24 protein-coding genes are annotated in these 26,538 nt (G+C 60.4%); 12 read left to right on the top strand and 12 right to left on the bottom strand.

Going from position 1 to position 26,538, the window contains the following annotated elements:
• Both KGA97_RS16855 and KGA97_RS16850 read left to right on the top strand, forming a co-directional pair.
• Positions 1-641, top strand: a 641-nt coding sequence (locus KGA97_RS16855; protein ID WP_263293533.1) for a threonine aldolase family protein, incomplete at its 5' end; no start/stop codon positions are given.
• Positions 642-1,021: 380 nt separating this feature from the next.
• Positions 1,022-1,846: an SDR family oxidoreductase gene (locus KGA97_RS16850; protein WP_207284839.1), complete on the top strand. Its 825-nt coding sequence runs from the start codon at positions 1,022-1,024 to the stop codon at positions 1,844-1,846.
• A gap of 124 nt (positions 1,847-1,970) precedes the next feature.
• Here the strand turns inward: KGA97_RS16850 and gbcB are convergent, their stop codons facing one another.
• The gene (gene gbcB / locus KGA97_RS16845) at positions 1,971-3,071 is read right to left on the bottom strand and encodes a glycine-betaine demethylase subunit GbcB (RefSeq protein WP_192227594.1); all 1,101 of its coding nucleotides are present in this window, start codon (positions 3,069-3,071) and stop codon (positions 1,971-1,973) included.
• Between the two features lie 281 nt (positions 3,072-3,352).
• Here gbcB and gbcA point away from each other — a divergent pair, with 281 nt between their 5' ends.
• A complete protein-coding gene (gene gbcA / locus KGA97_RS16840; protein ID WP_008044830.1) occupies positions 3,353-4,648 on the top strand; it encodes a glycine-betaine demethylase subunit GbcA in 1,296 nt (431 codons plus the stop codon).
• Between the two features lie 771 nt (positions 4,649-5,419).
• Here the strand turns inward: gbcA and KGA97_RS16835 are convergent.
• From KGA97_RS16835 to KGA97_RS16800, 8 genes are all read right to left on the bottom strand, one after another.
• A complete protein-coding gene (locus KGA97_RS16835; protein ID WP_223481128.1) occupies positions 5,420-6,583 on the bottom strand; it encodes a retropepsin-like aspartic protease in 1,164 nt (387 codons plus the stop codon).
• Between the two features lie 79 nt (positions 6,584-6,662).
• Positions 6,663-7,229 carry a GNAT family N-acetyltransferase gene (locus tag KGA97_RS16830; protein WP_223434078.1) on the bottom strand — a complete coding sequence of 189 codons (567 nt, stop codon included), beginning with the start codon at positions 7,227-7,229 and terminating at the stop codon, positions 6,663-6,665.
• 124 nt (positions 7,230-7,353) lie between these two features.
• On the bottom strand, positions 7,354-8,124 hold the full coding sequence (locus tag KGA97_RS16825) for an electron transfer flavoprotein subunit beta (protein WP_008044824.1): 771 nt from the start codon (positions 8,122-8,124) through the stop codon (positions 7,354-7,356).
• Positions 8,125-8,139: 15 nt separating this feature from the next.
• On the bottom strand, positions 8,140-9,360 hold the full coding sequence (locus KGA97_RS16820) for an electron transfer flavoprotein subunit alpha/FixB family protein (RefSeq protein WP_223481127.1): 1,221 nt from the start codon (positions 9,358-9,360) through the stop codon (positions 8,140-8,142).
• The gene (gene dgcB, locus KGA97_RS16815; RefSeq protein ID WP_192227589.1) at positions 9,360-11,309 is read right to left on the bottom strand and encodes a dimethylglycine demethylation protein DgcB; all 1,950 of its coding nucleotides are present in this window, start codon (positions 11,307-11,309) and stop codon (positions 9,360-9,362) included. Before dgcB ends, KGA97_RS16820 begins: the two co-directional genes overlap by 1 nt.
• A 173-nt stretch (positions 11,310-11,482) precedes the next feature.
• Positions 11,483-13,543 carry a dimethylglycine demethylation protein DgcA gene (dgcA, locus tag KGA97_RS16810; protein ID WP_008033247.1) on the bottom strand — a complete coding sequence of 687 codons (2,061 nt, stop codon included), beginning with the start codon at positions 13,541-13,543 and terminating at the stop codon, positions 11,483-11,485.
• 15 nt (positions 13,544-13,558) lie between these two features.
• A complete protein-coding gene (locus KGA97_RS16805; RefSeq protein ID WP_008033249.1) occupies positions 13,559-14,089 on the bottom strand; it encodes a DUF5943 domain-containing protein in 531 nt (176 codons plus the stop codon).
• A gap of 78 nt (positions 14,090-14,167) precedes the next feature.
• The gene (locus KGA97_RS16800; RefSeq protein ID WP_008033250.1) at positions 14,168-15,145 is read right to left on the bottom strand and encodes a dipeptidase; all 978 of its coding nucleotides are present in this window, start codon (positions 15,143-15,145) and stop codon (positions 14,168-14,170) included.
• Positions 15,146-15,379: 234 nt separating this feature from the next.
• Here KGA97_RS16800 and KGA97_RS16795 point away from each other — a divergent pair, with 234 nt between their 5' ends.
• Together KGA97_RS16795 and KGA97_RS16790 are read left to right on the top strand one after the other, a co-directional pair.
• Positions 15,380-15,781: a lysozyme inhibitor LprI family protein gene (locus tag KGA97_RS16795; RefSeq protein WP_008044811.1), complete on the top strand. Its 402-nt coding sequence runs from the start codon at positions 15,380-15,382 to the stop codon at positions 15,779-15,781.
• 80 nt (positions 15,782-15,861) lie between these two features.
• Positions 15,862-16,278, top strand: coding sequence for a DUF3010 family protein (locus KGA97_RS16790; RefSeq protein WP_223481126.1), 417 nt, complete (start codon positions 15,862-15,864; stop codon positions 16,276-16,278).
• A gap of 130 nt (positions 16,279-16,408) precedes the next feature.
• Here KGA97_RS16790 and KGA97_RS16785 read toward each other — a convergent pair whose 3' ends face one another.
• Complete coding sequence (locus KGA97_RS16785; protein WP_223481125.1) at positions 16,409-17,356, bottom strand: GlxA family transcriptional regulator; 948 nt, start codon at positions 17,354-17,356, stop codon at positions 16,409-16,411.
• A 194-nt stretch (positions 17,357-17,550) separates the two neighbouring features.
• On the opposite strand from KGA97_RS16785, the gene KGA97_RS16780 reads away from it, so the two are divergent.
• The 7 genes from KGA97_RS16780 to aac(6') all read left to right on the top strand — a co-directional run bounded on the left by KGA97_RS16780 (position 17,551) and on the right by aac(6') (position 23,502).
• The gene (locus KGA97_RS16780) at positions 17,551-18,495 is read left to right on the top strand and encodes a choline ABC transporter substrate-binding protein (protein WP_008033257.1); all 945 of its coding nucleotides are present in this window, start codon (positions 17,551-17,553) and stop codon (positions 18,493-18,495) included.
• An 89-nt stretch (positions 18,496-18,584) separates the two neighbouring features.
• A complete protein-coding gene (locus KGA97_RS16775; protein WP_008033258.1) occupies positions 18,585-19,472 on the top strand; it encodes a 3-keto-5-aminohexanoate cleavage protein in 888 nt (295 codons plus the stop codon).
• Positions 19,473-19,609: 137 nt separating this feature from the next.
• Entirely contained in the window at positions 19,610-20,575 is a 966-nt protein-coding gene (locus KGA97_RS16770; protein WP_008044808.1) for an L-carnitine dehydrogenase, read from the top strand.
• A 136-nt stretch (positions 20,576-20,711) separates the two neighbouring features.
• Entirely contained in the window at positions 20,712-21,188 is a 477-nt protein-coding gene (locus KGA97_RS16765) for a thioesterase family protein (protein ID WP_207284845.1), read from the top strand.
• A 13-nt stretch (positions 21,189-21,201) separates the two neighbouring features.
• A complete protein-coding gene (locus KGA97_RS16760) occupies positions 21,202-22,365 on the top strand; it encodes a gamma-butyrobetaine dioxygenase (protein ID WP_223481124.1) in 1,164 nt (387 codons plus the stop codon).
• 372 nt (positions 22,366-22,737) lie between these two features.
• Entirely contained in the window at positions 22,738-23,001 is a 264-nt protein-coding gene (locus tag KGA97_RS16755; protein ID WP_008033263.1) for a hypothetical protein, read from the top strand.
• Positions 23,002-23,055: 54 nt separating this feature from the next.
• Complete coding sequence (gene aac(6') / locus KGA97_RS16750; RefSeq protein ID WP_192227583.1) at positions 23,056-23,502, top strand: aminoglycoside 6'-N-acetyltransferase; 447 nt, start codon at positions 23,056-23,058, stop codon at positions 23,500-23,502.
• Here aac(6') and KGA97_RS16745 read toward each other — a convergent pair whose 3' ends face one another.
• The gene (locus KGA97_RS16745; RefSeq protein WP_008033265.1) at positions 23,503-24,606 is read right to left on the bottom strand and encodes a GlxA family transcriptional regulator; all 1,104 of its coding nucleotides are present in this window, start codon (positions 24,604-24,606) and stop codon (positions 23,503-23,505) included.
• Positions 24,607-25,124: 518 nt separating this feature from the next.
• The gene (locus KGA97_RS16740; RefSeq protein WP_192416756.1) at positions 25,125-26,501 is read right to left on the bottom strand and encodes an L-serine ammonia-lyase; all 1,377 of its coding nucleotides are present in this window, start codon (positions 26,499-26,501) and stop codon (positions 25,125-25,127) included.
• Positions 26,502-26,538: the final 37 nt, after the last annotated feature.

The following is a 26,538-nucleotide window of genomic DNA, read 5'->3' as shown; positions in this document are numbered from 1 at the left end:
ACCCGAAACCGCGCGTCGTGACCCTGACCCAGGCCACCGAAGTCGGCAGCGTCTACACCCCGGAAGAAATCCGCGCCATCAGCGCAACCTGCAAAGAACTCGGGCTGAACCTGCACATGGACGGCGCGCGTTTCTCCAACGCCTGCGCGTTCCTCGGCTGCACACCGGCCGACCTGACCTGGAAGGCTGGTGTTGACGTGCTGTGCTTCGGCGGCACGAAAAACGGCATGGCAGTGGGTGAGGCGATTCTGTTCTTCAACCACAAACTGGCCGAAGACTTCGACTACCGCTGCAAGCAGGCCGGGCAACTGGCCTCGAAAATGCGCTTCCTCTCGGCGCCGTGGGTCGGGATCCTGGAAAACGACGCCTGGCTCAAATACGCCCGCCACGCCAACCATTGTGCGCAACTGCTGGCGGAACTGGTCAGCGATATCCAGGGCGTGGAGCTGATGTTCCCGGTGCAGGCCAACGGCGTGTTCCTGCAACTCTCGGAACCGGCCATCGCCGCACTGACCGCCAAGGGCTGGCGCTTCTACACCTTCATCGGCAACGGCGGCGCCCGCTTCATGTGCTCCTGGGACACCGAGGAAGAACGCGTACGTGAATTGGCAGCGGATATTCGCGAAGTGATGTCCCGCTAACAACACAAACCCCGTAGGAGCCAGCTTGCTGGCGATTGCCGCGACGCGGTGCACCTGACACACCGCCATCGCCGGCAAGCCGGCTCCTACAAATCCCCGCCCTACCTCCCATCCCGCGTACGACACAAACCCTGTAGGAGCCGGCTTGCTGGCGATCCAGACGACGCGGTGCACCTGACACACCGCCATCGCCGGCAAGCCGGCTCCTACAAATTCGCGCCCTGCCTCCCATCCTGCGTACGACACAAACCCTGTAGGAGCCAGCCTGCTGGCGATTGCCGCAACGCGGTATGCCTGACACACCGCCCTCGCCAGCAAGATGCACCACGCATGTTGGTCTACATTGAAGCGCTCAGATAACAATAATCAGGAGCGCACGCATGTCCCTTCAAGGCAAAACCCTGTTCATCACCGGCGCCAGCCGCGGGATTGGTCGTGAGATCGCGCTGCGGGCCGCGCGCGATGGGGCCAACATCGTGATTGCAGCCAAAAGTGCCGAGCCGCACGCCAAATTGCCGGGCACGATTTTCAGTGTCGCAAAGGAAGTCGAAGCCGCCGGCGGCAAGGCGCTGGCGCTGCAGGTAGACGTTCGAGATGAAGTCGCGGTGCGTGAGGCACTGGCCCAGGCCAACGAGCATTTCGGCGGCATCGATGCGCTGGTCAACAACGCCGGCGCGATCAAGCTGACCGGGGTTCAGCACATCGAGCTCAAGCGCTTTGACCTGATGCACCAGATCAACACCCGCGCCGTATTGCTGTGCAGCCAGGCAGCCCTGCCTTACCTGAAGAAAAGCAGCGGTCATATCCTCAACTTGTCACCACCACTGAACCTGGCAACCAAGTGGTTCGCCCAATACAGCCCGTACACCGTGACCAAATACGGCATGAGCATGCTCACGTTGGGCATGAGCGAGGAATTCAAGAATTACGGGATCAGTGTCAACTCGCTGTGGCCGCAGACGATGATCGCCACCGCCGCCATCGAATTTCAGCTAGGTTCGCGTGAATCCTTCAAACATGCGCGCACGCCGGAAATCATGGCGGATGCTGCTCACGCCATCCTGGACAGCAGCGGTCGCAGCATCACCGGTCGGCTGCTGATTGATGAGGAAATTCTGCGGGAGCACGGCGTAACCGAATTCGATCATTACCGCTTTGAGCCCGGCACCAACGACAAGCTGATGCCAGACCTATTCGTCGACTGAAAAACACCGCACCTGTGGGAGCGAGACCGGCTTGCCGGCGATAGCGGCAGACCAGCCAACATTGATGTTGAATGTACCGCAGCCATCGCGAGCAGGCTCGCTCCCACAGGTTGCGCGGCGTGTATCAATACTCGATGCGAACGTCGCCCTTCGGCACGCTGCAGCACGACAGGATGAACCCTTCGGCTTCGTCTTCTTCGGTGATCCCGCCGTTGTGGTCCATCTCCACTTCGCCGCCAAGCTTGAGCACCTTGCAGGTGCCGCAAATGCCCATGCCGCAAGCTTTCGGAATCATCAGGCCGACCTTGGCGGCAGCCGCATGCACGGTCTCGCCCGGTGCCACGCGGATGCTCTTGCCCGAGGCGGTGAATTCCACCTCATGCAAATCAGCCGCATCGATTTCCGGCGCGTCAGCGGCCTGCTCGGCATTCTCCACGGCATCGGCGATCGCCTCTGGCGGCGTGGCGCCGAACGATTCCTCGTGGTAGTGCTTCATATTGAAGCCGGCGTTTTCCAGCAGGCGCTTGACCGCGTTCATGTAAGGCGTCGGGCCGCAGCAGAACACTTCGCGTTCAAGGAAGTCCGGGACCATCAGTTCCAGCATCTTGTGGTTCAGATAACCGCGATAACCGGCCCATGGCTCACCGAAACCATGTTTTTCACAGATCAGGTGCAGGCTGAAATTTTCGATCCGCGCCGCCATGTGTTCCAGCTCGCGGTGATAAATGATGTCTTTCGGCGAGCGGGCGCTGTGGATAAACGCCATGTCGACATTGCCGTTGGTATCGAAGAACCAGCGGGCCATGGACATGCACGGCGTGATGCCCACGCCGCCACTGAGGTACAGCACTTTCGGGTTCGGGAAGTCGATCGCGTTAAACAGCCCGACCGGGCCGTGCACCGCCAGCTCATAGCCTTCATGCAGGGTGTCGTGCAGCCAGTTCGAAACCTTGCCGCCCGGCACGCGCTTGATCGTGACCGAAAAGCTGTACGGCACCGAGGGCGAACTGGAAATGGTGTACGAACGCATGATCTGCTGGCCATCGATTTCCAGCTCCAGGGTGACGAATTGCCCCGGCTTGAAGAAGAACATGATCGGCTGGTCGGCCATAAAGCAGAAGGTGCGCACATCCCAGGTTTCCTGGATGACTTTGACGCAACGGACGATGTGTCGGCCATTGGCCCAGGTCTGGGTGGTTACCGGATTCAGGAAGCTGTTGGACATGCTGTTCTCCACCGCCGATGGTCGGCCTTATGTTGACGATTCTGCGTATAGCGCAGACCACCCATTTACCTATCTGCGACATTCACATACTTATCGCGACCAGCCCCCAACTGCCGGGGGTTACGCGTCGGGAACAGATTGGGCCATGTCGCCCATGGATAAGGTTCCGGGCAACGCCGGCCCCACACTCGCCCCATACCAAGACATAACCTTTACACCTTGCGTAGCAACCCTGATCAGCCACTTTCGCGGCCACGCAGATGGCCTTGAGGATATACACGATGGACGTCACCGCAAAAATCAGCCTGGGCGATCCGCTGGAACCCGCACGCAAGGCCACCGCGCAGATGCTGCAAGAGCGCGAGCGCACCTTCTCGCTGCCGCAGCCGTTTTACTCTGACGAGCGGCTGTTTGATATCGACATGCAGGAGATCTTCCAGAAAGAGTGGTTGATCGCCGGCATGACCTGCGAAATCCCGACCAAGGGCAACTACCTGACCCTGCAAGTCGGCAAGAACCCGATCATCGTGATTCGCGGCGCCGAAGGCGTGGTTCACGCCTTCCACAACGTCTGCCGTCACCGCGGCTCACGGCTGTGCACCAGTGAAAAAGGCAAAGTCGCCAAGCTGGTCTGCCACTACCACCAGTGGACCTACGAGCTGGACGGCCGCCTGCTGTTCGCCGGCACCGAGATGGGCGCCGATTTCGACATGAAGCAGTACGGCCTCAAACCGGTGAACGTGAAGACCGCCGGCGGCTATATCTTCATCAGCCTGTCGGAGAATCCGCCGGCCATCGATGACTTCCTGTCGACGCTGAACCATTACATGGAACCGTACGACATGGAAAACACCAAGGTGGCGGTGCAAACCACCTTGATGGAAAAGGCCAACTGGAAACTGGTGCTGGAAAACAACCGCGAGTGCTACCACTGCAACGCGTCGCACCCGGAACTGCTGAAAACCCTGCTGGAATGGGACGACGTTACCGACCCGCGCGCCGACCAGGCGTTCAAGGACCACGTCGCCGCTTCCGCCGCTGCCTGGGAAGCCGAGAAGATCCCTTACGCCCACGCCAGCTTCGGCCTGCGTAACCGCATCGTGCGCATGCCGCTGCTCAAAGGCACCGTGTCGATGACCATGGACGGCAAACAGGGTTGCGCCAAACTCATGGGCCGCATCAAGAACCCGGACCTGGGCTCGATGCGCATCCTGCACCTGCCGCACTCGTGGAACCACTGCATGGGCGACCACATCATCGTCTTCACCGTGTGGCCGATCAGCGCGCAGGAAACCATGGTCACCACCAAGTGGATCGTGCACAAGGATGCCGTCGAAGGCGTCGACTACGACGTGGAGCGCATGCGCCAGGTCTGGGATGCCACCAACGACCAGGACCGTCGCCTGGCTGAAGAAAACCAGCGCGGCATCAACTCCTCGGCTTACCAGCCTGGGCCTTACTCCAAGACCTATGAGTTTGGTGTGGTGAATTTTGTGGATTGGTACAGCGAGCGTCTGCTGAACAACCTCGGCGCTGAGCCTGCGCCTTACCTCAAAGGGGTTCCGGTTCAGGGTTAAAGATCAAAAGCATCGCGAGCAGGCTCGCTCCCACAGGGGATCTTTGGCGCACCGAAGATCAAATGTAGGAGCAAGCTTGCTCGCGATGGCGCCATCCCTCGCAACACATCCCCTTCTGACTCTCCGCGACATTAGAACTGTACGAAATATGATCTATTCCGTTCAGCGCTATGCCGTTCGTGGCTTCCAGCCTTCCGCAAACAAGTTATCCACACCTCCACCCACAGCTAATGGGGACAAGTGTGCGACGCCCCCTAACTTTCTCCACAGAAACCGAAGAAAATCCGTGACTTATCCAGACCAAGGGTTTTGAACAGCGATTGGTTGTTTTTTGATCTGACACCTGAAAGCCACGCAGTACGTGGCCTACAGCGGATGGCGAACACCTTATCCACAGAAGCGCCAACAGACTTTGGGGGCAACTTCGCCGCCTCTGTGGAAAACCGCCGAAAGCCGCGATAAATCAGGGTTTGCGCGAGGCTCGCCCCTCCAAACCGGCAAATTGATCACTTTTTAATCATGCAGCTAACAGGCCCGGTTTACATGGCCTGTAGCGGACAGCGAACATCTTATCCACAGAAGCGCCAACAGAGTTTGGGGGCAAGTATTGGCGAACGAACAGACTTATCCTCTGGAAAAAGCCCGAAAAAACCGCAACTTAGGCTGGTTGTTTTTTGTACGAAGGCTTGCAGGGCTTTATTTGTATGGCGTGTAGCGATGGGCGAACACGTTATCCACAGAAGCGCTAACAGGGATTGTGGGTAACCGTGATCAAACCCTGTTGAAACAGGACAAGCCTGAAGCAATATCCAGATTCAACTCGTAATCATTGAATGCACGCCACCCGAGCAAAATCGACGGCACGTACTGCCCAAGCAGCATCGACGGCGGGATCGTAAAGTCCGGGTAGTACTTGTAGGCGATCAGACGCGTACGCCCGGACAAGCTCAACTCGCCCTTGAAGATTTGGTGGTGCGGCTTATCGATGACATGAACAGGTGAAGTGCCGGGCGAGGCCGATGTCAGGTAATCCACATTGCCGGTGTCGATAATCGCCACGGTCGCACGCCGATCCAGCCGCGCAGCAAGGGTCAATCGTTGATTGATGTCGATACGGACGAAGGTGACCGGCGAATCGCATCGTGTGGGCGCCGCAGCGTTGATCTCCAGCGTCTTTTTCGTAATGTTCAATCGTCCCAGCTTACCGATCAGGTCGAGCCCCAATAAGTTATCCCGATCACTGACAAACACCAGGACGTTCCTGAACTCGCTTGCACCGATCTTCAGGGACTCAAGGATTCCGAGCTTGGCCGCCAGGTCCCGCTCGCCGTAGAAGGTGCTGTAGCCGTAATCAGAGTCGCTCAGCAGCTTGATGCCCATCTGCTTCGCGGTTTCGCTGTTGACCCGGGTTTGCGGGGCGCCCGTATCAAGAATGAACCGCGCCGAAACACCGTTGGCGGCTCTTACATCGAGGTACGGCAGCACCTCATTCGTCTCGTGGCCATCGTTTGGGGAAGGATGAATCGGCAGCACTTCGCGTCGCGGTGATCTTGTCAGCGAGAAATCGGCGATCTGCCGCAAGGTCGCGATTGATTCACGGCCGAACATGGAGAACAACTGTTGGAGTTCAGGGTCATTGGCGATGGCTTGAGCATGGCGCCGCTTGATTGCCAGGTAGTAGTCGGGCAGCTGATTGGCGGCCTTGGTCTCGAACATTCTGGCGAGAACGGTGACTGAACAATTGAGGTTTTTATCAGGCGCCAACACCTGATCGCAGTGTTGCTTCATTTGCGCCAGGGAGGCATGCCGCCCCTGCGCAGAGTCGATCCATTGATAGAAATCCGGATCGCCCTGGCGGGTTTCAGCGGCCGCAGCCATCACAACCAGCATCACGCCACAGATCAGACATGTCTCACGCCGACTGACCGTGTTCATCGGCAACCCATTCCTGAAAACGAGTTTTATGAATCAGCGCTGCTGCCGCCTCGGGCCGCTCATTAAGAAATGTAGCTCACTAGGGCCATTGCATGAGGTAAGCGTCGCCGGTCACCCGAATCATCGGGTGTGGCGTGATCTGGCAGGTATCGACGATGCGGAAACCATGCCGCTCATAGAACCGACGGGCGCCGGTGTTGACGGCGTAGTCGATCAGGCTCAAGCCCTTGAGCCCCAACTGGCGGGCGCGTTCGTGAGCGTGGGCGAGGAACTGTTTGCCAAGACCCTGGTTGCGCCAGCCTTCATGCAGCGCGAGGCTGGAGATGTAGAGCGTGTCGGGGATTTCCATGTCGGCATACGGCGCCAGCACCGGATCGGTGGTGGGCTCGGCCAGTGGATCGTGGCGCATCACATAGCTGTGCATCATGCCGATGACGTGGCCGTCGGCCTCGGCGATGAGGCAGTTCTGGTAGGAGAAATCCACGTCGTCACGGGCGTAACGCAGGGCGCCGACGTCCAACAGGTCCTGGCCGGGTTCGGCGAGTTGGCTCCAGATGTAATCCGAAGCGCCCTCTGAGGAAATCTGGAACAAACGGGCAATTTCCCGCGCGTCGCTGCGCAAGGCCGAACGAAATTTGACGGTCATTAAACTTTCCCCCTGTGGGAGCGAGCCTGCTCGCGATAGCGGTGTATCAGCTGAATAGATGTCAACTGATACACCACCATCGCGAGCAGGCTCACTCCTACATTAGTTCTGTGCAGATTCGCGGTTAGCGGACCACGCCTTCTTCGATCAGCAATTTGAGAATCGCTTCGGCACCCGCTTGCGCCGTGACGCCTTTGAGCACCTGCCCGCCGCCGCCACTGGCTTTGGCTGTCGCCGCTTTCATCCGGTCCGCGCCGCTTTTGGCCTTGATCACCTTCAAGCGTTTAGGCCGAGGCTTGGCCGGTTGCAGCGTCGATACGGCCAGCAACTCATCATCGATCACTTCGACTTCATCCGCCTGCAACACACCACGCCGGGCCGGGCCGTACGCGCTCTGACGAGGCTTCGGCGCCGCGTTATCCACAGTCGCCAGGAACGGCAGCCGCACCTTCAAACGACGGCGCTGACCACGGGGCAACGCTTGAAGGACAAGCGCCGAACTGCCATCGATGGATTCAACCTGAGCCAGCCCGACCACCAGCGGCCAGCCGAGGTTTTCCGCCAGCAGGAACGGCAGCATGCCCGAGCCTTCGCCGGTTTCTGCCTGGCTGCCAGTCAGCACGACTTGTGCTCCGGCATCACGCAAATAGGCGGTCAACGCCGGCAAGGCATCCGCGCCGGATGGTTGTTCCAGCACGTGCAGTTGTTCCAGGCCCATGCCCAGATAGGCGCGCAGTGCAGGCTCCGCGACGTCGCCGGCATGCAGCACTTGCAAGTTATCCCCAGCCAGTTGCAGACCCAGTTCCACCGCCCGCGCATCCTGCTCCGCGCGACGTGGCCGGCCGGAGGTCGGGTGGGCGCCGATGGACACCAGGCTGATGATTTTCGTGCTCATAACCCTTTCCTTCCCTTAAGCCGCATCGCGCTTGGCGTCGTCGCGATAAGCCGCTATCGCATCGATCAAGGCTTGAAGAATCTCGGCACTCTCGCCGATCACCGACAGGTCGGCCCGTTTGATCATGTCGCAACCTGGGTCGAGGTTGATCGCCACCACCTTGTCGCAGGCACCGATGCCTTGCAGGTGCTGGATCGCCCCGGAAATCCCCACCGCCACGTAGACCCTCGCAGTGACCCACGTGCCGGACGCGCCGACCTGACGATCACGGGCCATGAAGCCATCGTCCACCGCCACACGGGATGCGCCTTCGGTGGCGCCGAGCGCTTCGGCAGTCCTGTGGAAAAGTCCCCAGTCCTTGACGCCGTTGCCGCCGGAGAAGATGAACTCTGCTTCGGCCATCGGAATGGCTGCCGGGTCCACGGCCACAGCGCCCAGATCCTCGATCCGCGACAAGCTGCGCGCCACGGTTGTGGATAACTCCACCGGCAAGGCTTCATGACGGGTTTCGCTGACCGGCTCGGCGCATTCAGCGGCGGCCAGAATCAAGCGTGCGACCGGACGCGCAAGGTCTTGCAACCCGGCGCCAGCGCGGCCGATGCATTCCTGATCCTTGACCTGCCAGACCCGCGTGGCCGGGCGTTCGCCCAGTGCAGCGGCAAAGCGCCGACCGAGTTCGCCGCCACCGCTGCGGCTGTCCGGCAGCAGCCAGTGACGGGGGCTGAACTGGTTATCCACAGCCCGCAGGCCCTGGACACGTTGCTCCGGTGCATAACCACTGAATTCGTCGCCTTCAAGTACCAGCAAACGATCGACGCCGGTGGTGGCAAAGGCGTTTTCCTTGTGTTCGCCGAAGACCACGGCCAACACCGCGCCGTCCTTGCCGGCCAGCTGGTGGGCCAGGCCGAGCAAATCCTTGTCGTGGCTGCTCAAGCGGCCACCGACCATGTCCGGCACCACGCTGATGTAAAACGCAGGTGCTGGCACTTGATGCAGCGGCAATTGCACTTCAACAGCGGCCGAGCGTTTGGTCGCCCCGCCCTGCTGCGCGCCGCTGCGGTCGATGCGCTTGATGCCGTTGGGACCGATAAAACCGATGCCATGCGGGTTCTTGCGAATGATGCCGTTCGGCCCCATCCAGCTGTGTTGCGCCGGCTGCATGGCCGCGTGCAGCGGGTGCAGGCGGTTACGGGCAATCCATTCGGCGCGGGGGTCGCGGCGGATAATGTCGCTCATCAGTGGGCCTCCGCAGGTTCACGTTGGGCCGGTGTGGACGGTTTGCTTGGCGCTGCGTCTTCAAGCAATGCGTCCGCCACCAGCTCGGCGATGTCCTTGATCAACGGACGTGGTTCGACCACGCCTTCGAGCATCGCGGTGCATTGTGGACAACCCACGGCCACCAGTTCGGCGCCGGTTTCGCGGATGTCTTCCATGCGCATGTCGGGGATCCGCTGCTTGCCCGGAATGTCGGTGATCGGCGCGCCGCCACCGCCGCCGCAGCAGCGTGAACGGAAACCGGAGCGTTGCATCTCTTTCACTTCAATCCCGAGGGCGCGCAGCACTTCTCGCGGCGCCTCGTATTCGCCGTTGTAGCGACCGAGGTAGCACGGGTCGTGATAGGTCACGCTGCTGCCTTTGTGCTGGCCGAGATTGAGCGCGCCGGCGTCGATGATTTCGGCCATGTAGGTGCTGTGGTGCTGCACCAGGTAGTTGCCGTCGAAGGCGCCGTATTCGTTTTTCAGCACGTGGAAGCTGTGCGGGTCGCAGGTGACGATGCGGTTGAAACTGTACTTGGCCAGGGTCTGGATGTTGCGCTTGGCCAGCAACTGGAAGGTCGCTTCGTCGCCTAGACGTCGGGCTACGTCACCGCTGTCGCGTTCTTCGAGGCCGAGTACCGCGAAGTCGACCTTGGCCGCTTTCAGCACTTTGACGAAGGCACGCAGGGTGCGCTGGTTGCGCATGTCGAAGGCGCCGTCGCCGACCCAGAACAACACGTCGGTGGATTTTTTCTCGCTGAGCAGATTGAGGTTCAAATCCGCCGCCCAGTTCATCCGCCCACCCGGTGCGAAACCGCCAGGGTTGTCGGTGGCAATCAGGTTTTCCAGGACTTCGGCGCCCTTGTTCGGGGTCGCGCCTTTTTCCAGGGTCAGATGGCGACGCATGTCGACGATGGCATCGACGTGCTCGATCATCATCGGGCATTCCTCGACGCAGGCACGGCAGGTGGTGCAGGACCACAGGGTTTCGGCGTCCACCAGACCGTTGACGATCGGTTGATGCGGGTTGCCCGCGTGTTCGCCGATGGCTTTGCCCGGATAGGGGCTGCCGGCGAACTTGGCATCGGTGCCGCCGGCAAGGCCGACGACCATGTCCTGAATCAGCTTTTTCGGGTTCAGCGGCTGGCCGGCGGCGAACGCCGGGCACGCGGCTTCACATTTACCGCACTGCACACAGGCATCGAAACCGAGCAGTTGGTTCCAGGTGAAATCCTTGGGTTTTTCCACGCCCAGCGGTGCGCTTGGATCGTTCAGGTCGAGCGGTTTCAAACCGGTGGAACGACCACCGCCAAAACGCTCGGCGCGACGGTGCCAGGCCAGGTGCAGGGCACCGGCGAAGGCGTGCTTCATCGGCCCGCCCCAGGTCATGCCGAAGAACAACTCGCTGACGCCCCACAGCACGCCGATCCCGAGGATCGCTGCCACCACCCAACCGCCAAAATTCTCCGGAAGGATGCCGGCGACCGGCAGAGTCAACAGGAAGAAGCTCGCCGAGAACGCCAGCAAGCTTTTCGGCAGGCGCATCCACGGCCCTTTGGACAGGCGAGCCGGCGGGTTGCGACGACGCAGGTACACAAAGATCGCACCGACGAACATCACCACTGTCATCAACAACAGCGCGTAACCGAGGATGCGGTTATGCAAGCCGAAACCGTGCACCAGAATCGCCAGCACGATGGACGCCACCGCACCACCGGCCGTGGCCACGTGGGTGTTGGCGATGTATTTGTCCCGCGCGACAACATGGTGCAAATCGACCATGTAGCGCTTGGGCATGGCGAACAGGCCACCGATCAGGTCGACCTTGGAGGCTCGGCCCCGGCGCCACATAGCCACCCGCCGCAACGCGCCGAGGACAGCAAGGCCCAGGGCAGCGAACAACAGGATTGGAAGAAGGGTGTTCAACATGGTGGAGCTCCCAAAGACCGCAGGGTCTTGCAGGCCAAACTACCTGGATGCCTTGCCCGATTCCTGTAGGAGCGAGGCTTGCCCGCGAAAGCGATGGGTCAGCCGACAACAATGTTGAATGTCAGGACGCCTTCGCGGGCAAGCCTCGCTCCTACAGGGTTATCCACAAGCTCTTAGAAATCCTTGCACAGCCGCAGCGCGTCGTAGATCGCCGCGTGCACGTTACGCTGGGCCACGCAGTCGCCGATGCGGAACAGCAGGTAGCCGTCACCGCTCTGCTCAAGGCATGGCTGCGGCTTGATCGCGAACAAGGCTTCGACGTCGATCTGGCCTTTGTTACGCGAACCGTCCTTCAGCGCGTAGTAGATTTCTTCGTCCGGGCGCACGCCGTTTTCCACGACCACCTGGTCGACCACCCGCTCCTCTTTGGCGCCGGTGTATTCGTTTTCCAGCACCGCCACCAGCTTGTCGCCTTCGCGGTAGACCTTCTCCAGCATCATGTCCCCGGTCATGATCACTTCTTTCGGGTACATGCTGCGGTAGTAAGTCGGGAACGATGTACCGCCAATCGCGACGCCCGGCTTGATGTCGTCGGTGACGATCTCGACCTGGCTGCCCTTGTCGGCGAGGAAGTCGGCGGTCGACATCCCGGTGAACTCGCAAATAGTGTCGTAGACCAGCACGTTCTTGCCCGGCGCGACCTTGCCGTCGAGCACGTCCCAGCTGCTGACCACCAGGCCTTCAGCCGCGCCCCAGTGTTCGTTCTGCTCCAGGAACGGATGGCCGCCGACAGCCAGCACCACCACATCCGGACGCAGGTCCATGATGGTCGGTGCATCAGCCGCAGTGCCCAGGCGCAGGTCAACTTTCAACCGTGCCAGTTCCAGCTGATACCAGCGGGTGATACCGGCGATCTGGTCACGCTGCGGCGCTTTCGACGCCGTGGTGATCTGCCCGCCAATGAATTCCTTTTTCTCGAACAGGGTCACGTCGTGGCCACGTTCGGCGGCCACTCGGGCGGCTTCCATCCCCGCTGGACCGGCACCGACCACCACCACCTTGCGTTTCACGCCGGTGGTTTTTTCGATGATGTGCGGCAGGCCCATGTATTCACGGGAGGTCGCCGCGTTCTGGATGCACAACACATCCAGGCCTTGATACTGACGGTCGATGCAGTAGTTCGCGCCGACGCATTGTTTGATCTGGTCGATCTGACCCATCTTGATCTTGGCGATCAGGTGCGGGTCAGCGATGTGCGCGCGAGTCATGCCGACCATGTCGACGTAACCGCCCTCCAGAATACGGGTCGCCTGGTTCGGGTCCTTGATGTTCTGTGCGTGCAGCACCGGAACCTTGACCACTTCCTTGATGCCGGCCGCCAGGTGCAGGAACGGCTCCGGCGGGTAACTCATGTTCGGAATCACGTTGGCCAGGGTGTTGTGGGTGTCGCAACCCGAACCCACGACGCCGAGGAAATCGAGCATGCCGGTGTCGTCGTAATACTTGGCAATCTGCTTCATGTCCTCGTGGGACAGGCCGTCCGGGTGGAATTCGTCACCACAGATACGCATGCCCACGCAGAAATCATCACCGACTTCGGCGCGCACGGCTTTCAACACTTCCAGACCGAATTTCATGCGGCCTTCGAAGCTGCCGCCCCATTCGTCTGTACGCTTGTTGACCCGCGGGCTCCAGAACTGGTCGATCATGTGCTGGTGCACGGCAGACAGCTCGACACCGTCCAGGCCACCGGCCTTGGCGCGGCGGGCCGCTTGGGCGTAGTTGCCGATCACCCGCCAGATTTCTTCCGGCTCGATGGTTTTGCAGGTGGCGCGGTGCACCGGTTCACGGATGCCGGACGGCGACATCAGCGTCGGCCAGTTGAAACCGTCCCAGCGCGAACGCCGGCCCATGTGGGTAATCTGAATCATGATCTTGGCGCCGTGCTTGTGCATGGCGTCGGCCAGATTCTGGAAGTGCGGAATAATGCGGTCGGTGGACAGGTTCACCGAACTCCACCACTCCTGCGGGCTGTCGATAGCCACCACGGACGAACCGCCGCAAATCGCCAGGCCGATCCCGCCCTTGGCTTTCTCTTCGTAATACTTGACGTACCGATCGGTGGTCATGCCGCCGTCGGTCGCGTAGACCTCGGCATGCGCGGTGCTGAGCACGCGGTTACGGATGGTCAGTTTGCCGATCTGGATCGGCTGGAACATTGCTTCGAAAGCCATGGCGGGTTCCTCGACTTACAACGGCTTGACGGTGAACAAACCGTCGTCGTGGCCTTCTTCGGAGCCACCGTAGACTTGTTCGGCAACGGTGCGAATCTTGCTGCCGCGGGCTTGCAGAATCTGGTCCATGGCACCGGCAAACCAGCCAGTGAACATGTAGTCGACCTTGCGCCCGACCTTGCCGTACACGTAGACGAAAGCGGAGTGTTCAAGCTTGACGCTGGCGGTGCCTTTGTCGAGGTCGATGTCCTGGATCTTGAACAGGCCCCAGCCGCGTTGCGACAGGCGCTTCATGTAGTGCTCGAACACCGCGACGCCTTCCAGGCCGTGGCATTCAGCTTCTTTTTCACACCAGTGCCAGGCGGACTTGTAGCCGGCCTTGTAGAGAATTTCGGCGTAGGCGTCGGCGCCCAGCACTTCCTCGATGCCCATGTGGTTGTTGACGAAGAAATGACGCGGTACGTACAGCATCGGCAGGGCGTCGGAGGTCCAGACACCGGTTTCGCTGTCGACTTCGATAGGCAATTGCGGGGCGATCTTGGCCATGGAAACTTAACTCCAGAAAAATTTTGGTGTTGCCCCCGGCACGGATGGCCGGGGGAAAGAATTCAGAGGTGCGGCGGCTTATTCGCCCCAGACATCTTTCAAGACGTTGACCCAGTTCTCGCCCATGATCTTGCGGACCACGCGCTCGGAATGGCCGCGCTTGAGCAGGGTTTCGGTCAGGTTCGGGAACTCGCCGACGGTGCGGATGCCCAGCGGGTTGATGATCTTGCCGAAGCTGGTCAGACGGCGGGCGTAGCCCTTGTCATGGGTCAGGTATTCGAAGAAGTCCTGGCCATGGCCCTGGGTGAAGTCGGTGCCGATGCCGATGGCGTCTTCGCCGACGATGTTCATGGTGTATTCGATGGCTTCGGCGTAGTCGTCGATGGTCGAATCGATGCCCTTGGCGAGGAACGGCGCGAACATGGTCACGCCGACGAAACCGCCGTGGTCGGCGATAAACTTCAGTTCTTCATCGGATTTGTTGCGCGGGTGAATTTTCAGACCCGACGGCAGGCAATGGGAGTAGCAGACCGGTTTCTTCGATTCGAGGATGACTTCTTCGGAAGTCTTGGAACCGACGTGGGACAGGTCGCACATGACCCCGACGCGGTTCATCTCGGCAACGATTTCGCGACCGAAGCCCGACAGGCCGCCATCACGCTCGTAGCAACCGGTACCGACCAGGTTCTGGGTGTTGTAGCACATCTGCACGATACCGACGCCGAGCTGCTTGAACACCTCGACATAGCCGATCTGGTCTTCGAAGGCGTGAGCATTCTGGAAGCCGAACAGGATGCCGGTCTTGCCCTGCTCCTTGGCTTTACGGATGTCGGCGGTGGTGCGAACCGGAATCACCAGGTCGCTGTTTTCGCGGATCAGCTTCTGGCTGGCGGCGATGTTGTTGACGGTGGCCTGAAAGCCCTCCCACACCGACACGGTGCAGTTGGCCGCGGTCAGACCGCCCTTGCGCATGTCTTCAAACAGCTCGCGGTTCCACTTGGCAATAATCAGCCCGTCGATAACGATGCTGTCGGCGTGCAATTCGGCTGGGCTCATCAGGCTGTCCCCTATTAGCGATTCATGCGCCGAATCGTGTGCCGGCGCTTTGGGGCCAGCATATGCCTGAGTACCGGTGCAGCCGGGTGCAAAAACGACAGGGGGTTTGCCGAAAGCGTCAATCTGCGACAAAGGGTCGTCGTTGAACGTCGCGGGCCACCTGTTCAAGGACTTGCGCATGGGCCAGAATTCGCCGCATTACGGAATTTGGGCCAAAAAAGGGGCTGAGGCGCAATGAAATCGATCTTACTGGCAATGGCACTGATAGCGACCGGCGTACAGGCGGCTGAAGAGTCCGACATCAACCCCTGCGATGCGGTCGAAAACGAAGTCCAGACCCTGGAATGCTCGGTCTACAGCCGAACCACCGCCGAAGACCTGCTCAAAGACAACTACCAGAGCCTGACCGAGCGCATGCAAACGCTCTACGGCAAGAACCCGACGCAACTGGCCGACATCAACGCCAAACTCAAGACCGCCCAGCAGCAATGGCTGAAAACCCGGGATGCGGATTGCACAGTTGAAGCGTTTCCGGCGACCAGCGGCAGCAAGGCGTTCACTATTGCGCAGAACGATTGCGTGGCGCGGATGAGTGATGAGCGGTCGGAGTTTTTGGAGTCGATTGGGCAGGAGTGATTAAGAGCTGAGCTTATTGTTTCTACACCCTGCCAACGCGAGCGGTAAGCTGCACACCATAATTTGGTAGAGGGATTCAAATGAAAATCTGCGGCATCGAAATCAAAGGCAGCGAAGCGATCATCGCCGTGGCCTCCCTCGACGATCAGGTACTGAGCCACGTCGCCCTGGCCACCAAGAAAATCGCCCTCGACGATGACGACGAAGCCGCCAACGTCAAAGTCTTTGCCGCTCAGGTGGCGTCGTTTGTCCGTGAGAATTCAATCGACCGGATCGCGATCAAGAAGCGCAGCAAGAAAGGCGAATTCGCCGGTGGGCCGACCACGTTCAAGATCGAGGGCGTTTTTCAGTTGCTGGAGAATTGCGAGGTGATTCTGCTGTCGCCGCAGACGATCAATGCGCAGAACAAGAAGTTTGATTTTGAGCTGCCGGGGACGCTGAACAAGTATCAGCATGAGGCTTACAAAGCCGCCTGTTCGGCACTGATGAAAAAGTAAACGCGACACGACCTGTAGGAGCGAGGCTTGCCCGCGAAGGCGGAGTGTCAACGACGGTGATTTCGATTGAGGCGGCCTCTTCGCGGGCAAGCCTCGCTCCTACAGGATTCGGTTTTTTCCGTTGGTGGTGTCAGGCCTTTTGGGTTTGTCGGCGGTCTTCCCGCGGACACCGCTCAAACTTCGCCCGATAACTGCGGGTGAAGTACGACGGCGATTCAAACCCGCACGCAATGCTCACTTCCAGCACACTCATATCGGTCTGCCGCAGCAACTGCCGCGCCTTCTCCAGTCTTAACCGCAGGTAGAAATTGCTCGGTGTGTCGTTCAGGTGCAACCGAAACAACCGCTCCAGCTGCCGCCGCGTCACCTTGATCGACTCCGCCAGCTCCAGCGTGGTCAGCGGCGGTTCGCTGTGCTGTTCCATCTCGCCGATCACGTGAACGAGCTTCTTGTTGTTGATGCCATAGCGCGTGGCGACTTCCATGCGCTGGTGGTCTTTGCGCGGGCGGATGCGGCCGAGTACGAATTGTTCGCTAACCTGGATCGCCAGTTCCGGGCCGTGGGCCTGGGCGATGAGGTCGAGCATCAGGTCAATGGAGGCGGTGCCGCCAGCGGATGTGATGCGCCGACGGTCGATCTCGAACAGCTCCTGAGTGACGCTGAGCTGTGGATAAGATTCCTTGAACGCGTCGATGGCTTCCCAGTGCAGGGTCAGGCGATGCCCATCAAGTAAGCCGGCCTCGGCGAGAACGAAGCTGCCGGTGTCGATGGCGCCGAGGGTCACGCCTTCGTTGTCCAGTCGGCGCAGCCAGTGTTCCAGAGCTGGCGTGGCGAATTTCAGCGGTTCAAAACCGGCGACCACCAATAAGGTCGCGCCTTTCTTCAGCGGTTCCAGTGCTGCATCGGCGTTGACCGACATGCCGTTGCTGGCCAAAACCGCCCCGCCATCCGCGCTCAGCACGTGCCAGCGATACAGCTCGCCGCGAAAGCGATTGGCGACCCGCAGCGGCTCGATGGCCGAGATGAAACCGATGGCCGAGAAACCCGGCATCAACATGAAGTAGAAATCCTGGGACATGGAGCGCACTCGATTCGCGGGTAGCGTGTGCTGTTGATACGCCACTTGCGAGCGGCATTCAAGAGCACAGGTCGCTGCAGTGCAAGAGCTGGTCGCCGCAGTGCGTTTTCATGGGCGCCTAGCTGCGTAACTTGGCATCACCGGCGCACAAAGACGACCGGACCCACAATAACGAACTGCCGAGGAAACCTGAGATGAAACGACTGATCAGCAGCTGTGTTCTTGCACTCAGCGGTACCGCTTTCCTGAGCGCCAGCGTCATGGCCGCCGAACCTGCATCGTGCCAGAACGTGCGCATGGGCGTCGTGAACTGGACCGATGTAATCGCCACCAGCGCCATGACCCAGGTCCTGCTCGACGGCCTCGGCTACAACACCAAACAAACCAGCGCGTCCCAGCAAATCATTTTCGCCGGGATCCGCGACCAGCGCCTGGACCTGTTCCTGGGCTACTGGAACCCGCTGATGACTCAAACCATCACGCCGTTCGTCGATGGCAAGCAGGTCAAAGTGCTTGAGGCGCCCAGCCTGAAAGACGCCCGCGCCACCCTCGCGGTTCCGACTTACCTCGCCGACAAGGGCCTGAAAACCTTCGCCGACATCGCCAAATTCGAGAAAGAGCTGGGCGGCAAGATCTACGGCATCGAGCCAGGCTCGGGCGCCAACACGCAGATCAAAGAGATGATCGCCAAGAACCAGTTCGGTCTCGGCAAATTCCAGCTGGTCGAGTCCAGCGAAGCCGGAATGCTGTCGGCGGTGACCCGGGCGACCAAACGCAACGAAGCCATCGTGTTCTTCGGCTGGGCGCCGCACCCGATGAACGTCAACGTGAAGATGACTTACCTCACCGGCAGCGACGACGCCCTGGGCCCGAACGAAGGCATGGCGACTGTCTGGACCGTCACTTCGCCGACCTACGCCGAGCAATGCCCGAACATCGGCCGCTTACTGAGCAACCTGACCTACACAGCCGAAGACGAGAGCCGGATGATGCAGCCGCTGCTGGATCACAAGGACGCCTTCGAATCGGCCAAGCAATGGCTGAAAGATCACCCGCAAGACAAGCAGCGCTGGCTGGAAGGTGTAACCACCTTCGATGGCAAACCAGCAGCTGAAAACCTGCAACTGACCAGCAAGTAGCTCTTCAGCAAACAGACCCAAACCGAACCACCGATTCGCAGCCCGACCGGGCTGCGAACGGGACCACCACGCCTGCAAGGAACCACCTCATGAACCACGACGTCATCATCACCTGCGCACTTACCGGTGCTGGCGACACGACCAGCAAAAGCCCACACGTGCCGGTCACCCCGAAACAAATCGCTGCTGCCGCCGTGGAAGCCGCCAAGGCCGGCGCCACCGTGGTCCACTGCCATGTTCGCAACCCGCAAACCGGCAAATTCAGCCGTGACGTGGCGCTGTACCGCGAAGTCATGGAGCGCATCCGCGAAGCTGACGTCGACATCATCGTCAACCTCACTGCCGGCATGGGCGGCGACCTGGAAATCGGCGCGGGTGAGAACCCGATGGAGTTCGGCCCGAACACCGATCTGGTCGGCCCGCTGACCCGTCTGGCCCACGTCGAAGAACTGCTGCCGGAAATCTGCACCCTCGATTGCGGCACCCTGAACTTCGGCGACGGCGACACCATTTACGTCTCCACCCCGGCGCAGCTGCGTGCAGGCGCCAAACGCATTCAAGAGCTGGGCGTCAAAGCCGAGCTGGAAATTTTCGACACCGGTCACCTGTGGTTCGCCAAGCAGATGATCAAGGAAGGCCTGCTCGACGACCCGCTGTTCCAGCTGTGCCTGGGCATCCCTTGGGGCGCACCGGCGGACACCACCACCATGAAAGCCATGGTCGACAACCTGCCGGCAAACGCAGTGTGGGCCGGGTTCGGCATCGGTCGCATGCAGATGCCGATGGCGGCGCAAGCGGTGCTGCTGGGCGGCAACGTGCGGGTCGGCCTGGAAGACAACATCTGGCTGGACAAGGGCGTGTTGGCGACCAATGGCCAACTGGTCGAACGCGCCTCGGAAATCCTCAGCCGCCTCGGCGCCCGGGTTCTGACACCGGCTGAGGGCCGGGCAAAAATGGGCCTGACCAAGCGCGGTTAACCACACTCCAACCCTTTTGTAGGAGCCGGCTTGCCGGCGATGAGGCCGGTCCATCCGCCCTATTTTTTTGGCAGGAACACCGCCATCGCCAGCAAGCTGGCTCCTACAGGGTCCACCGAATTTTTTAGGAAGTTGCCATGACCTTCATCACCGAAATCAAAACCTTCGCCGCCCTGGGCAGCGGTGTCATCGGCAGCGGTTGGGTGTCCCGCGCCCTCGCCCACGGCCTTGATGTTGTGGCCTGGGACCCGGCGCCCGGCGCTGAAGCCGCGCTGCGCAAACGCGTCGCCAATGCCTGGGGCGCACTGGAGAAACAAGGCCTGGCACCCGGCGCGTCGCAGGATCGCCTGCGCTTTGTCGCAACCATCGAAGAGTGTGTTCGCGATGCCGATTTCATCCAGGAAAGCGCCCCTGAACGCCTGGAGCTGAAGCTGGAACTGCACAGCAAAATCAGCGCCGCAGCCAAGCCCAATGCCCTGATCGGTTCCAGCACCTCGGGCCTGTTGCCGAGCGAGTTCTACGAGAGCTCGACCCACCCGGAACGCTGCGTCGTCGGTCACCCGTTCAACCCGGTTTACCTGCTGCCATTGGTGGAAGTGGTCGGAGGCAAGAACACGGCCCCCGAAGCCGTACAAGCGGCCATGAAAGTCTACGAATCCTTGGGCATGCGCCCGCTGCACGTGCGCAAGGAAGTGCCGGGATTCATCGCCGACCGTTTGCTCGAAGCGCTGTGGCGTGAGGCCCTGCACTTGGTCAACGACGGTGTGGCGACCACCGGTGAAATCGACGATGCGATTCGCTTTGGTGCAGGTCTGCGCTGGTCGTTCATGGGCACGTTTTTGACCTACACCCTGGCGGGTGGCGACGCTGGCATGCGCCATTTCATGGCACAGTTCGGTCCGGCGTTGCAGTTGCCGTGGACGTATCTGCCAGCACCGGAGCTGACCGACAAGCTGATTGATGATGTGGTGGACGGCACCAGCGATCAGTTGGGCAAACACAGCATTTCGGCGCTGGAGCGCTATCGTGATGACTGCCTGCTGGCGGTGCTGGAGGCGGTGAAGACCACCAAAGAGAAGCATGGGATGGCGTTCGCCGACTAAACCCCGCCGCCACTTGTAGGAGCGAGGCTTGCCCGCGAAGAGGCCGGTACATCCGACGGATCTCTTGTGGCAGGAATACCGCCTTCGCGGGCAAGCCGTGCTCCTACAGGTTTCACCCATTTTCGGATATGACGACATGCCCGCACTGACCACTTACCAAACCAAAATCATCCCCGACTGGGTCGACTACAACGGCCACCTGCGCGACGCGTTTTACCTGCTGATTTTCAGCTACGCCACCGACGCGCTGATGGACCGGCTGGGCATGGACAGCAACAACCGCGAAGCCAGCGGCAATTCGCTGTTCACCCTCGAACTGCACCTCAATTACCTGCATGAAGTGAAGCTCGACGCCGACGTAGAAGTGCACACCCAGATCATCGCTCACGACAGTAAACGCCTGCACCTCTATCACAGCCTGCACCTGGTCGGTGACGACAAAGAGCTGGCGGGCAACGAGCAGATGTTGCTGCACGTCGACCTTGCCGGCCCCCGCTCCGCGCCGTTCAGCGAAGACACGCTGGGCAAGCTGCAAGCCATCGTTGCGCAACAAACCGACCTGCCCACCCCTGACTACATTGGCCGAGTGATCGCTTTACCCCCAAAAAAATAACAAGGAGATCGCCATGAACACCGCCGCCGCTTTTGCTGACTTTCGTACTTATCCGTTGATCAGCGCGCTCAGTGGCGTGCAGGCCCTGGCGGATCGCGTTCTCGTGAAATGGGCCGATGACCGTGTCAGCCCCTTCCATCATCAATGGTTGCGTGACAACTGCCCTTGCCCGCAGTGCGTCTACACGGTGACCCGTGAGCAGGTGCTGGAAATCGTCGACGTTGCGCAAGACCTGATGCCCGCAGAGACAAGCGTCGACCCTGAAGGTTGCCTCTGCATCCAGTGGCAGGACGGTCACCTCAGCCGCTTCGATCCGGGCTGGTTGCGGGCCCACGCCTATGACGACGAGTCCCGCGCCGAACGCCGCGCCGGCAAGCCAAAATCCCGTCTGTGGAAAAGCGACTTGTCGCTGCCGGTGTTCGATTATCAAGCGCTGATGGACGACAACGACGCCTTGTTGCAATGGCTGTTGGCGGTACGCGATATCGGCCTGACGCAAGTGCGCGGCGTGCCCACCGAACCCGGTTCGTTGAAGCTGATCGCCCAGCGGATTTCCTTCATCCGCGAGAGCAATTTCGGCGTGCTGTTCAACGTGCAATCCAAGGCCGATGCCGACAGTAACGCCTACACCGCTTTCAACCTGCCGTTGCACAGCGACTTGCCGACCCGGGAGTTGCAACCGGGGCTGCAATTTCTGCATTGCCTGGTCAATGACGCCGACGGAGGCGAGAGCATTTTCGTCGACGGTTTTGCCATCGCCCAAGCACTGCGCGAGGAAGATCCCGAATCGTTCAAGGCCCTGTGCGAAATCCCCGTGGAGTTTCGCAACAAGGACCGTCACAGCGACTATCGCTGCCTCGCACCGGTCATCGCTCTGGATGCGCTGGGGCAGGTGTCTGAAATTCGTATGGCGAACTTTTTGCGCGGGCCGTTTGATGCCTCGATCGAGGACATGCCCAAGTTATACCGCGCTTATCGCCGCTTTATTGCCATGACTCGCGAGCCTCGTTTCAGGCTGATGCAACGGCTCAAGCCCGGGGAGTTGTGGTGCTTCGATAACCGTCGCACGCTGCATGCGCGCAATGCGTTTGATCCCGCCAGTGGTGCCCGGCATTTCCAGGGGTGCTATGTCGATCGGGATGAGTTGTTGTCGCGGATCCTCGTGCTACAACGCTAGACCGCGTCATCGTTTTTCGCGGGCAAGCCTCGCTCCTACAGAGTTAGCGCTGCTTCTGTAGGAGCGAGGCTTGCCCGCGAAGGCGCCAGCACAGACACCCCCTATTCCCCGGATGCACAGGCAAAAAAAACCCCGATCAAGCCGTGACAGGATCGGGGCAGAGGTGGGTACTGTTGAGGAGCCGTTGCGCGAGGGTGACCAAACCTTCGTGAAGCCAGCTGAATCCAGTGTGCCCACTCCTATCCTTCGCGAGTTAGCCGAAAACGACCTGTTCATAGGTATTGCGGCCATTGCGACAAATCGTCCTTGCCGACGCCAACGGCCCCTACGAGAATCGAACCACGACACCGTTCCCTGAAGAAGGATTGCGTCATGATGCACGCCGATTTGATTGACCAGGAAGACCTGTTGGGCCAGCTGAAATCGTTGGGCTTTCAAGTACCGAACGGCTCCACCGCCGAGCAGGCTTGCGAATGCGCGGTGAGAGGATTGAACAACGAACGGGCGACCGTGCTGCGCACCATGGTCAAGCAGATGTACACCAGCAGCGCGACCATCCTGCCGGCAGTGCGTCAGGCTATCGACAAGCAGCTGCTGCCGGCATTGGCTGAATACCAACAAAGCCATCGCGCCTGACACTTCGGCGGTTTGCTAGAGTGGTGGCTTCCTGACCACCACGAGCGATCGCTGATGTTCCGAATCCAACACTGCCAGTCCGGCGAACAAGCGGGCTGGCTGCCTTTGCGCCAGGCACTCTGGCCTGATGCTTCGGAACAGGAGCATCGGGACGAAATCGCCGAACAGCTGCGCCAGCCGCAACGCTATATCAACTTCGTCGCTTACGACGCCGGGGAGCAACCCGTCGGCCTGGCCGAAGCCTCATTGCGCCACGACTACGTCAATGGCACCGACAGCTCGCCGGTGGTGTTCCTGGAAGGTATCTACGTGGTGCCGCAGCAGCGCCGCCATGGAGTGGCCGCACGACTGATCGAACACGTGGCGCAATGGGGACGGGAACGCGGTTGTGTGGAAATGGCCTCGGACACCGACGTCGATAACCTGCCGAGCCAGGAGACGCACAAAGCGCTCGGTTTCGAGGAAACCGAGCGCGTCGTGTTTTTCAGGCGTCAGCTCTGATCAGAGCCTTACGCTGGCGAAGGTCGACTCGTTGCGCGCCTGACTCAATGCCGACAACGGCCCGGACAACGGAGACAGCACCAACGCTTGCGGCAGCGGCATCATCGCCACCTGTTGCGTGGTGTTGGAGCCTACGCGTTCGTCACGCGGCGGAATGCCGAAGTATTCGCGGTAGCACTTGGAGAAGTGCGGCGTGGACACGAAACCGCACACCGACGCCACTTCGATGATCGACATCGGCGTTTGCTTGAGCAACTGCCGGGCACGGATCAGGCGCAGTTTAAGGTAGTAACGCGACGGCGAGCAGTGCAGGTATTTCTGGAACAACCGCTCGAGTTGCCGACGTGACACGGCGACGTACACCGCCAGTTCGTCGAGGTCGATCGGCTCTTCGAGGTTGGCTTCCATCAGCGCGACGATTTCCTGCAACTTCGGCTGGTTGGTGCCGAGCATGTGCTTGAGCGGCACGCGCTGGTGATCCTGTTCGTTGCGGATGCGCTCGTAGACGAACATCTCCGAAATCGCGGCGGACAGTTCACGCCCGTGATCACGGCTGATCAGGTGCAGCATCATGTCCAGCGGCGCGGTGCCGCCGGAGCTGGTGAAACGGTTACGGTCGAGGGTGAACAGGCGGGTACTCATCGCCACGCGCGGGAAAGCTTCCTGCATCGAGGCCAGACATTCCCAGTGCACGCTGCAATCAAAACCGTCCAGCAGGCCGGCGCACGCCAGGGCCCAGCTGCCGGTGCAGACCGCACCCAGACGCTTGGATTGACGTGCCTGGCTTTGCAGCCATGAGACGTGTTCACGAGTTACCGTGCGCTGAATACCGATACCGCCGCAGACAATGATGGTGTCCATGGAAGGTGCTTTGTGCATGGAGGCGTCGGGGGTGATCTGCAGACCGTCACTGGCCCAGACCTGACCACCATCGACGGTGAGCGTGGTCCAGCGATACAGCTCGCGACCGGACAATTGGTTGGCCATGCGCAGGGGTTCTACGGCGGAGGCCAGAGAAATAAGCGTGAAATTGTCCAGCAGCAGAAAGCCGATGGATTGAGGCGCACGGTTCTGGGGTTGAGCCCCGGAGTTGAACGTCGTCATCGCGGTATCTCCTCACACAAAGCAGGTGATGGCCTCAGGCGGAGGCTCTTGTTATTGCCATCGTTCTCGCGTGGGAGACGGGCTTTGTAATGACAGAGCAATTGCCATGCCTAAAATTGAATACGCGTTCAATAACTCCTGAAAACGACGTCGCAGCCTGTCTATATAAGCCGCGTCACGAGTAGGGGTTATAAGTGGCATTCACAGGGGTAAGCGCTCTGCCGCGTTGCGTGTGAGCAAATCGGTAGCACTTGTGGGAACAGGCCTGCGACGACTTCGGAAAGAGTGTCACCGCAGGCACAGGGGACGGACGGTCAGGGCCGGTTTGGATCCCTGACGTGTTGCAATGCGCTTATCTGTAAGCGACGCGCCAAAACGTGGCGCGTTTTCAATACGGTGTTCACTTAGCGCGCAGTTTTGACTGGTCTGACGTCTTCGCGGGCAAGCCTCGCTCCTACAAGAGCACCGCACGATCCCTGTAGGAGCGAAGCTTGCTCGCGAATGGGATCGCCTCGGTCTCAGCACTCAACCGCGCTAACCGCCAACCCGCCCCGCGATGTCTCTTTATATTTGTCATGCATATCCGCACCGGTATCTCGCATGGTGCGGATCACCCGGTCCAGCGAAATAAAGTGCTGGCCGTCACCACGCAACGCCATCTGCGCCGCGTTGATCGCTTTCACTGCAGCAATCGCGTTGCGTTCGATGCACGGCACCTGCACCAACCCGCCGACCGGGTCGCAGGTCAGGCCGAGGTTGTGTTCCAGGCCGATTTCCGCCGCGTTGCACAGCTGCTCCGGCGTGGCGCCGAGAATCTCCGCCAACCCGGCCGCCGCCATCGCGCAAGCCGATCCGACTTCGCCCTGGCAACCGACTTCCGCGCCGGAGATGGAGGCGTTCTTCTTGCACAGAATCCCCACCGCTGCGGCACCGAGGAAATAGTCGACCACGTTGGCGTCCGTCACCACCTCGCTGAACTTCATGAAGTAGTGCAACACCGCCGGAATGATCCCCGCCGCGCCATTGGTCGGCGCCGTGACCATGCGCCCGCCGGCCGCGTTTTCTTCGTTGACCGCGAGGGCGAACAGGTTGACCCATTCCATCGCGCTCAGGGTCGAGCCAATGACGTTGGGCTTGTTCAATTCTTGCAGGCTGCGGTGCAATTTGGCCGCGCGACGGCGCACATTCAGGCCGCCGGGCAGGATGCCTTCGTGCTTGAGGCCTTGCTCGACGCAATCCTGCATGGCCCGCCAGAGTTTCATCAGGCCGGCGCGGATTTCGTCTTCGCTGCGCCAGACCTTCTCGTTGGCCATCATCAATTCGGCCACGCGCAGGTTGTGCTTCTGGCAGAGGCTGAGCAGCTCGGCGGCGCTGGAGAAATCGTACGGCAACACCGTGCGATCCAGATCCACCACACCGCTGGAAGCTTGTGCTTCATCGACGACAAAGCCACCGCCGACGGAATAGTAGGTGTCGCGATGCAGCTCACCGTCATCGCCTTCGGCGACCAGGGTCATGGCGTTCGGATGGAACGGCAGGTTTTCGTCGATCAGGCGCATGTCCCGGGCCCAGATGAACGGCACCGGCAAGCGGCCATCCAGCAACAGGGTGTGGGTTTCGCGCAGGGTTTCAATGCGGATGCCGATTTGCGACGGATCGATCGCGTCCGGCCATTCGCCCATCAGGCCCATGATCACCGCGTTGTCGCTGCCGTGCCCAATGCCGGTGGCCGACAACGAACCATAAAGCTGTACCTCGACACGCCGCACTTGCTCCAAAAGCCCCTGTTCACGCAAACCTTGCACGAACAGCGCCGCGGCGCGCATCGGCCCCACGGTGTGCGAACTGGAAGGGCCGATGCCGATTTTGAACAGGTCGAAAACGCTGATAGCCATTACTGCCGAACTCCTGGATATGCCAACTCCAGGCGCA

Origin of the sequence: Pseudomonas sp. BF-B-15, assembly GCF_019946675.1 — a bacterium.
Taxonomy (GTDB): Bacteria; Pseudomonadota; Gammaproteobacteria; order Pseudomonadales; family Pseudomonadaceae; genus Aquipseudomonas; species Aquipseudomonas migulae.
The sequence above is the reverse complement of the archived record's forward strand: the minus strand, read 5'-3'. Positions and strand labels throughout refer to the sequence as shown.

What these genes read in the sequence shown, in the direction of transcription:
- gbcB (WP_192227594.1), bottom strand. Translation starts at nt 3,071, where the DNA reads ATGTCCAACAGCTTCCTGAATCCGGTAACCACCCAGACCTGGGCCAAT.
- KGA97_RS16745 (WP_008033265.1), bottom strand. Translation starts at nt 24,606, where the DNA reads ATGACGACGTTCAACTCCGGGGCTCAACCCCAGAACCGTGCGCCTCAA.
- KGA97_RS16790 (WP_223481126.1), top strand. Translation starts at nt 15,862, where the DNA reads ATGAAAATCTGCGGCATCGAAATCAAAGGCAGCGAAGCGATCATCGCC.
- KGA97_RS16830 (WP_223434078.1), bottom strand. Translation starts at nt 7,229, where the DNA reads ATGACCGTCAAATTTCGTTCGGCCTTGCGCAGCGACGCGCGGGAAATT.
- KGA97_RS16780 (WP_008033257.1), top strand. Translation starts at nt 17,551, where the DNA reads ATGAAACGACTGATCAGCAGCTGTGTTCTTGCACTCAGCGGTACCGCT.
- KGA97_RS16770 (WP_008044808.1), top strand. Translation starts at nt 19,610, where the DNA reads ATGACCTTCATCACCGAAATCAAAACCTTCGCCGCCCTGGGCAGCGGT.
- KGA97_RS16755 (WP_008033263.1), top strand. Translation starts at nt 22,738, where the DNA reads ATGATGCACGCCGATTTGATTGACCAGGAAGACCTGTTGGGCCAGCTG.
- KGA97_RS16835 (WP_223481128.1), bottom strand. Translation starts at nt 6,583, where the DNA reads ATGAACACGGTCAGTCGGCGTGAGACATGTCTGATCTGTGGCGTGATG.
- KGA97_RS16785 (WP_223481125.1), bottom strand. Translation starts at nt 17,356, where the DNA reads ATGTCCCAGGATTTCTACTTCATGTTGATGCCGGGTTTCTCGGCCATC.
- KGA97_RS16760 (WP_223481124.1), top strand. Translation starts at nt 21,202, where the DNA reads ATGAACACCGCCGCCGCTTTTGCTGACTTTCGTACTTATCCGTTGATC.
- KGA97_RS16800 (WP_008033250.1), bottom strand. Translation starts at nt 15,145, where the DNA reads ATGAGCCCAGCCGAATTGCACGCCGACAGCATCGTTATCGACGGGCTG.
- KGA97_RS16850 (WP_207284839.1), top strand. Translation starts at nt 1,022, where the DNA reads ATGTCCCTTCAAGGCAAAACCCTGTTCATCACCGGCGCCAGCCGCGGG.
- KGA97_RS16775 (WP_008033258.1), top strand. Translation starts at nt 18,585, where the DNA reads ATGAACCACGACGTCATCATCACCTGCGCACTTACCGGTGCTGGCGAC.
- gbcA (WP_008044830.1), top strand. Translation starts at nt 3,353, where the DNA reads ATGGACGTCACCGCAAAAATCAGCCTGGGCGATCCGCTGGAACCCGCA.
- dgcA (WP_008033247.1), bottom strand. Translation starts at nt 13,543, where the DNA reads ATGGCTTTCGAAGCAATGTTCCAGCCGATCCAGATCGGCAAACTGACC.
- KGA97_RS16805 (WP_008033249.1), bottom strand. Translation starts at nt 14,089, where the DNA reads ATGGCCAAGATCGCCCCGCAATTGCCTATCGAAGTCGACAGCGAAACC.
- KGA97_RS16765 (WP_207284845.1), top strand. Translation starts at nt 20,712, where the DNA reads ATGCCCGCACTGACCACTTACCAAACCAAAATCATCCCCGACTGGGTC.
- KGA97_RS16740 (WP_192416756.1), bottom strand. Translation starts at nt 26,501, where the DNA reads ATGGCTATCAGCGTTTTCGACCTGTTCAAAATCGGCATCGGCCCTTCC.
- dgcB (WP_192227589.1), bottom strand. Translation starts at nt 11,309, where the DNA reads ATGTTGAACACCCTTCTTCCAATCCTGTTGTTCGCTGCCCTGGGCCTT.
- KGA97_RS16795 (WP_008044811.1), top strand. Translation starts at nt 15,380, where the DNA reads ATGAAATCGATCTTACTGGCAATGGCACTGATAGCGACCGGCGTACAG.
- KGA97_RS16825 (WP_008044824.1), bottom strand. Translation starts at nt 8,124, where the DNA reads ATGAGCACGAAAATCATCAGCCTGGTGTCCATCGGCGCCCACCCGACC.
- KGA97_RS16820 (WP_223481127.1), bottom strand. Translation starts at nt 9,360, where the DNA reads ATGAGCGACATTATCCGCCGCGACCCCCGCGCCGAATGGATTGCCCGT.